The sequence below is a fragment of the Aeromicrobium massiliense JC14 genome (assembly GCF_000312105.1).
GTDB classification, from domain to species: domain Bacteria; phylum Actinomycetota; class Actinomycetes; order Propionibacteriales; family Nocardioidaceae; genus Aeromicrobium; species Aeromicrobium massiliense.
The window spans coordinates 70,829-77,148 of sequence record NZ_HE978639.1; the positions used below are offsets into that span (position 1 = coordinate 70,829).

A 6,320-nucleotide genomic window follows, 5' to 3' on the forward strand; every position below is an offset into this window, starting at 1 on the left:
CGCGGCATGCTGATCGGTGCGTACGGACGGTTCTGGGAAGCGGACAAGGTCGACTGGTCCAAGGCGAGGCTGCTCGGCCAGCGCGGCAAGGGCCGCAACACCCAGGTGGTGAACTTCGGCGCGGCCCGCGGCGTCTACGTCCTGTACGACGAGCTGGGCGTCTACTACGCCGGCCTGTGCCGCGGCGAGAACGGGCTCGGCGGCCGGCTCAAGGACCACCTGCGCGACAAGCACGCCGACCGCTGGTCGCGCTTCTCCTGGTTCGCGTTCGACTCCCCCGACCTCGACGGCGGCCCGGACGAGCACGGCATCCACCGGGTCGAGCAGTGGGACAGCATCGAGGCGACCGAGACCACGACGCTCATCAAGGACGTCGAGGCGCTGCTGATCGCCGCGATGCGGCCGTGGGGCAACTCCGCGAACCCGCGCTTCCAGGAGGGCGACGAGTGGCTGCAGGTCGCCGAGCGCGCCACCGAGGTCGAGCTGTTCTCCGACATCGCGCACTTGGTGAAGCCGTGATCGGCCCAGCGCCCGAGGAGCACCACGGCACGACGACGATGAGCGTGGACGAGGCGTTCGACGCGCTCCGCGCAGCCCTGGGCACCGAGCTCGCCGACACCGATGACGCCGGCGGCGCTCGGCTGTTGAGCCTGCGCGACGGCTGCCAGGTCGAGCTCGAGCCAGCCGGCAGCCTGTGCCGTGTGATCGTGCGCGGCGGCGTGGACCTGTGCACCGACCCGGGCGGACGTCCGCACGTCGAGCCGACGCCGCGCGGCACCACGTCGCGGTCTTCGGCCTGCTCTCGGTCGCCGCCGCTCGGTAGCGGTCGTTCAGTCTGGCGCCGTGGCGTGGCTGCGTCAGTCGCTCAGTAGCGTGCCGGCCGAAGGGACGCGGCGTACTCGTCAAGGACGTCGAGCACGGCGGTGGCGATCCACACCCTGCGGCGCTGCATGCCGGTGCCCTCGGCCAAGGCGCCAGTGGCGGCGAGCTGCTCGATGGCTCGGCTGGCTGCAGGGACGCTCACACCTGGTCAATGCCGACGACCCGACGGTCGCTCCGCGCTCGAGCCAGGTCAAGAACCTCGCCTCCATGGTCGGCTGGCAGGCGCGCGGCGACAACGGCTACGCGGCTACCGGCCCGTCCATCGGGTACATCTACGACCGCGACATCGACGGCCAGACCGAGACGATCTGCCTGTTCTCGAGCCAGAACGCGTTCGCCGCGGCCCAGAAGCACGCGCCCACCATCATCCAGGCTGGCGCGACGCAGAAGATCACGTGGAAGTCGCTCGTGGACGAAGGGCTCACCGCCACCGGCTTCGGCAACCGCGTCTCGTCCTACACGGTGCGCGTGAAGATCAACGGCGTGCAGAAGACCGGCATCGCGGTGCCGCTGCGCACCCTGCTGGAGCACGACGTCGCCGAGGACGGTGAGGACCAGGACTGCCCCGCTCCGACAGGCTAGGCAGCGGCATGCCACCACAACGAGGCGCCGGCCACGCCACGCTCAACCCCGAGCGCGCCAGCGTCCACCCGGACTGCTGGGGCGCTCGGCGTTCTCGTCCCCCGGCAGGTCGCGCCGGGTCAGCCGCGGTGCGGGCCCAGCTCGGCGGCCAGCACCAGGCGGGTGATGGTGGTCCCGGCCGTCACAAGCGCCGCAGCGCGCACCAGGTCGTCGACGTCGTAGATCAGGGCGCTGAGGTCCTCCAGCGGCGTGGCCGAGTTCATCGCGACCCGGTGACGGACCAGGCGCATGTCGTCGCCGGCCAGGCGGGCCAGCAGGTCCGGCGGGCACGACGGGTTCGCGGCCACCGAGGCGCGCTCCAGCTCGCTGGTGGACGTCCCCGCAACCACCCGCAGCACCGTCTCGGGGCAGAACCGGTTGGTCAGCGCCATCGAGGCGACCGACTCCACCGAGTCCATCGCCAGCTGGCCGAGCATCGACGGGCTCGCAGCCGGATTCGCGGCGACCGCCCGGCGCACGGTGTCACGGCGGTCCACGGCCAGCTGGGCGAGCGTGTCCACCGGGCACGCCATCTGTGTGGCAGCCCGGACTCGCTCAGCGTCGTCCCAGGAGATGGCCGCGGCTGCGATGGCGGCCATGAGGTCTGATCGGTGATTTCCGTTGAGCAACTTCGTGTTCCCTTGCCTCGGTGAAGGTGCGTGCGGTCGTTCCCATGCGGCGACCGCGTGCAGCACCTCGCCCCAACGGCGCCCGGTGCACCTGCCGGACTTCTGGGGTGGCGACCACGGCGAGGAACTCATTCCGACCGTGGTGGAGCACGACGCCTTCGGCACCCCGCTCGCCGGGAAGCGGCCCGCACAGCCCCGGACCGTCTACGTCGTCGAGCTCGACGCGGCCAAACGGCTGACCCGCGAACGCCTCGGCAATCACAACGAGATCCACTCCGGCGACCTGGAGAACGGCACGATCGGTTCGTACTCCACCGGCCTGGCCCTCGTCTCGCGCACCGTCCGCGTCAAGACGCACGTCCTGCACGCCTGAGCGGATCACGCCCGCGGCCGGCGCCTCGCGCCGAAGATCGGGCCGTCGGCCGCGGCCCCACGCCACCGGTCCGACTCATGGAAGGGAACCGACGAAGCACACCCGGGCAGCACTCACAGCGCTGATCGCCGTCCTGGCCGTGCTGGCTGGAGCCGCCTTCGCAGCCGGCACCGCCTCAGCCGAGACCATCACCCCTGAGCAGCGAGCCACTGCCGCGACGCACCTCCGCCCCACGCTCGACAACGGGCGGAGCGACGTCGATCAGCTGTTCCCCGAACTGCGTGGCCGCCGAAGCTCTTCTCGCTGCGCGCGACGCCGCTGGCACCTTCCACACGAATCCGACGTACCCGCAGGCGAGATGGGGACCTCAATGACGATTCGCGCAGAACGTCCGCGCACCGGCACCACGGTGGCAGGATGCTGCCCATGCCTGCAGACACCCTCGAGCCTGACGTCGAGACGCTCATCCCGTCGCCGGTGATCCTCACGCGGTGGCTGGTCATCGTCGAGGCGCTCGCCCTGGTCGCCTCGCTGACGGTGATGGTCGTCGCCGGCACCCGCCCGGGCCTGATCGCGCTCGGCGCCACGCTCGCAGCGACGGGCGTCTGCCTCGCCGTCATCTGGCTGATCCGCTCCCCCAGCCATTACCAGGCAGCGAACATGGTCGCGGCCCTAGGCACGGACACCGAGCCGGAGACAGCAGCACCCGCGGCGGCCAAGCACGAGCAGCCACGCACCGTCGGCCAGACGCACGTGACCGAGTGGCGCGCGCTGGTTCGTCGGAGCGAGAGGCCGCGCCTAGTCCGATGCGGCCAGTGCACGCACGAGTGGCGCGTCACGGCGGACGACCTGAACGCCCTGTCGGCAGCGCAGGCTGTTGGCAACCGCGTGATGCTCGACCAGGCTGTCAGGCAGGTAGCGTGCCCGAGCTGCGGCAGCACGAACGTCTGGATCCAGCACCTGTAGCCCCGCATCGAGCCCGCAGAGACCCGCCCCGGCACCGCCTGGGGCGGGTCTTCTGCTGCCCGTTGGAATCGCGGTGTGCGTGGCCTCGCGCTGCTCGACCACTGACGCTGCGGCATGGGCCTGTCTCGCTCCGCGTGGCACAAGCAGCCCGCCGTCGACGCCTGACCCACCGCCACGTCGCAGAGAGCGGACATACCCATGAAGGTCAGCTTCTGGGACACCAGCAAGGAGCACCCGTCCTACTCGTACGGCGAAGACGAGTTCTACGGTTCTGACGAAGTCGTGTCCGTGCCGCCGAGTTACGACGAGCAGTTCAAGGCCGTCACACCGCCGACGCGGACGTCCCCGACTACGCGATCGACTCCATCGCCGGCGTCCACGAGCACATGCGCGGCCGCACCGGCGCCGTCCACAGACGCTGCCAGGTGCAGACCATCGCCGACGCCGAAACCGGGTACGCCCGCGAGGTCCAGCAGGCAGGATGACCCCGTGACGCTCTCGGCAGCCGCTGTCCTCGCTCATCTGCTTGACCAGGATCCCCGGACGTTCGGCGAATGCGACGAGCGTGCGACCACCGCCCTACTCGTCGCCGCGCTCAACGACGGCGCAGAGGTAGCCACGGCCGTCTTCGGCACGGCGCACACCGGCGAGACGTTCGAGCACGGCAAGGAGGGCGAGGCCGACATCGTTGGTCGCGTCGACGGCAAGGCCACTTCGCTTCTCGAGCTGAAGGGCAACGGCTCCTTCAACTGGCCCCAGTGCAAGGTCAACGAGTTCATCGCCGCGCAGCACCCCGACCTGTTCCTAGGGCGTGTGGGCGACTACATGACCGCGGCCGATCTGAAATCACTGCTCGAAGACGACTGGAAGGACTTCGAGGGCGTCTCGTACAAGAAGGAGACCCGAGAGCGCGAGGCCAAGCTAGGCATCTACAGGTATAGCCAACTCACTGCCTACCGCCTCGGAGCGCCCAAGTCCGCCCGTCGAGTTCTACTCGCTCCTGCATCCAAAGCGGCGTCCGTGAAGCGAGCAGAGTCAGGGAACATCCCGGATGTCGAGATCTACTATGTCCCCACCGGTAAGAAACCCCGCTGGCATGTCCTCTCGTGGCCCGAGGTTGCAGACGCTCTGCGCGGAAAGGTCGGCATCGACGACGCTGCACGCGAGGCGTCCGTCCTGGTCGGAGACATCCTGCGAGCTGTGAAAACCAAACCTGCATCGTGAACGAGTCGGTCCGGACTCCTTGGCCTCGTGAGAACGACAGCCAAAATGCTCCACCTAACGAGGCGCCTGCGCACGATCGTGCTAGTCGAGGTCGCCACAGACCTGGTCGCTGACCCGTCCGCCTCGAGGCGCCCGCCACGGGGTCGACTCGTGCGCTGGTCGCGTTGCCGACGTGGGCGTGGCACCGTCCGCTCATCGACATCGGACGCAAGGGCCGTGACCGCAACGGCCGCGCCTACGACATGCCGATCCGGCGGGCGTACGACGGCAGCCCGATCCAGATGGTCGACGCCTCGACGACCATCACCGGACGCATGGTCGGCCTGGGATGGGACGAGGCGTTCACGGTTGCCGCGTCGCTGGTCGGAGCGGCCGACGTCCCGCGCGGCGGCACCCCGCGCTCCTTCGCTGCCGACGCCGCCGCGGTGCGCAACCTGGCAGCCCCCCGGCGACACGGTGCGCGCGAATTTCCTGCCGCAGCTCGCGAGCATCGCTGACCAGGGCGGCGGCGCTGGTACCTACGCGGTCGCCAAGGAGGTGTTGGGCACGCCCGACGGTCACGTCACGTCCGCACCGAGCTACCCGCGGCCCTATTGACGGACGTGCGCGAGGGCCGCTCGGACGGACGATCGTTCGCTGACTGCTAATCGACTCGATGATGGGCGAGGACGTCTTCGCGAAGGTCGACCCGTGGCGGTACGCGCGCACCCGGATCAACGTCCGCTGCGAGGAGTCGGTACGCGAGCCCTGGGCGCCCTGCGCAACGGCCGGCAGGTGCGCCGGGTGGCACGGACGCTGCCCGACGCTGCGGTCGAACGCGTGCTCGCCGAGTGCAAGGCTCGCGGCATCCCGGCCTCGCGCACCTGCGGCCAACTGGTAACGCAGCGCGCCTAGATGTCGTCGCCAGTGAAGAACGTCAGCATTGCCGGCATCTCGCGGTACGCGGCGATCGTGAAGTCCATCTGGCAGCGCTCGTGCCGGTCCATCCACTCGCCGTCGTCCAGCTCGCCGATCCCAACTTTCTCGCCCTGGGCGTTGGTGATCGTCACCTGAGCGCCCGAGTGGGCCCCGTCCAGCGACCCAGCCCCGCTGCACCACTCGACGTCGTTCTGGTGCACCTCGACGTTGTCGCTGCCGAAGATGACAAGCGCGCCCTTCACGTCGAGGTACTTGCCGTCGTCCTTGCCAGCGTCGGGTCACCTGAGGACGAGCAGGCGGTCAGGGTGAGGGCCGCGAGTGCGCAGACGGCTGCTGCGGTCGCAGCGCGCATCACATGAGGCTCTCGAAGTACTCGATGCAGCGGGCGCCGAGCTCCTTGCCGCCCATCTTGAAAGCGTCCAGGTTCACTTCGCCCTCCCCGCTTCCAGCCACGATGTCGGTGATCTCCTTGACCCCGTCGTGCATCGCGATCACGTACGGACGGAAGTCATCGGCTGCCGCACTGGCGTTCGTGCGCAGGCGGTCGGTCACTGTCTCCAGCTCGTCGAGGTCGCTGCTGTCCAGGCTGTTCTCCCCGGCCGCGTTCCCGATGGCGACCGCGCGGGCAAAGAGGGTCTCCTCGCCGTCGGGTGCGTCGAACAGGTCGTCGCAGGTCGTCTGCGTCGACACCGTCATCCGCGGCTCCG

General features: G+C 69.5%; 11 protein-coding genes. 7 read left to right on the forward strand and 4 right to left on the reverse strand.

Annotation, left to right across the window (positions count from 1 at the left end):
* Positions 1-6: 6 nt before the first annotated feature.
* Positions 7-519 (forward strand): GIY-YIG nuclease family protein, encoded by a 513-nt coding sequence (locus HGAM_RS19930; protein ID WP_019146674.1) that lies wholly within the window; start codon positions 7-9, stop codon positions 517-519.
* 44 nt (positions 520-563) lie between these two features.
* Positions 564-872: a hypothetical protein gene (locus HGAM_RS16850; protein WP_019146675.1), complete on the forward strand. Its 309-nt coding sequence runs from the start codon at positions 564-566 to the stop codon at positions 870-872.
* On the opposite strand, the gene HGAM_RS20485 is transcribed toward HGAM_RS16850, so the two are convergent.
* Complete coding sequence (locus HGAM_RS20485; RefSeq protein WP_019146676.1) at positions 866-1,024, reverse strand: hypothetical protein; 159 nt, start codon at positions 1,022-1,024, stop codon at positions 866-868. The two genes, HGAM_RS16850 and HGAM_RS20485, sit on opposite strands and share 7 nt — an antisense overlap.
* A gap of 65 nt (positions 1,025-1,089) precedes the next feature.
* Here HGAM_RS20485 and HGAM_RS16860 point away from each other — a divergent pair, with 65 nt between their 5' ends.
* Positions 1,090-1,464, forward strand: a complete 375-nt coding sequence (locus tag HGAM_RS16860; RefSeq protein ID WP_019146677.1) for a hypothetical protein — start codon at positions 1,090-1,092, stop codon at positions 1,462-1,464.
* 119 nt (positions 1,465-1,583) lie between these two features.
* Here the strand turns inward: HGAM_RS16860 and HGAM_RS16865 are convergent, their stop codons facing one another.
* Positions 1,584-2,102, reverse strand: a complete 519-nt coding sequence (locus HGAM_RS16865; protein WP_020693563.1) for a hypothetical protein — start codon at positions 2,100-2,102, stop codon at positions 1,584-1,586.
* Positions 2,103-2,124: 22 nt separating this feature from the next.
* Here HGAM_RS16865 and HGAM_RS20680 point away from each other — a divergent pair, with 22 nt between their 5' ends.
* The 4 genes from HGAM_RS20680 to HGAM_RS16885 all read left to right on the forward strand — a co-directional run bounded on the left by HGAM_RS20680 (position 2,125) and on the right by HGAM_RS16885 (position 5,192).
* Positions 2,125-2,505, forward strand: coding sequence for a hypothetical protein (locus tag HGAM_RS20680; RefSeq protein ID WP_172636466.1), 381 nt, complete (start codon positions 2,125-2,127; stop codon positions 2,503-2,505).
* 426 nt (positions 2,506-2,931) lie between these two features.
* The gene (locus HGAM_RS16875; protein WP_019146680.1) at positions 2,932-3,471 is read left to right on the forward strand and encodes a hypothetical protein; all 540 of its coding nucleotides are present in this window, start codon (positions 2,932-2,934) and stop codon (positions 3,469-3,471) included.
* Between the two features lie 198 nt (positions 3,472-3,669).
* Positions 3,670-4,695 carry a hypothetical protein gene (locus HGAM_RS16880; RefSeq protein ID WP_147543849.1) on the forward strand — a complete coding sequence of 342 codons (1,026 nt, stop codon included), beginning with the start codon at positions 3,670-3,672 and terminating at the stop codon, positions 4,693-4,695.
* Positions 4,696-4,859: 164 nt separating this feature from the next.
* Positions 4,860-5,192, forward strand: a complete 333-nt coding sequence (locus HGAM_RS16885) for a hypothetical protein (protein WP_019146682.1) — start codon at positions 4,860-4,862, stop codon at positions 5,190-5,192.
* Between the two features lie 393 nt (positions 5,193-5,585).
* Here the strand turns inward: HGAM_RS16885 and HGAM_RS16890 are convergent, their stop codons facing one another.
* Both HGAM_RS16890 and HGAM_RS16895 read right to left on the reverse strand, forming a co-directional pair.
* Complete coding sequence (locus tag HGAM_RS16890) at positions 5,586-5,855, reverse strand: hypothetical protein (RefSeq protein ID WP_019146683.1); 270 nt, start codon at positions 5,853-5,855, stop codon at positions 5,586-5,588.
* Positions 5,856-5,964: 109 nt separating this feature from the next.
* A partial coding sequence (locus HGAM_RS16895; protein ID WP_038951945.1) for a hypothetical protein occupies positions 5,965-6,320 on the reverse strand: 356 nt, incomplete at its 5' end.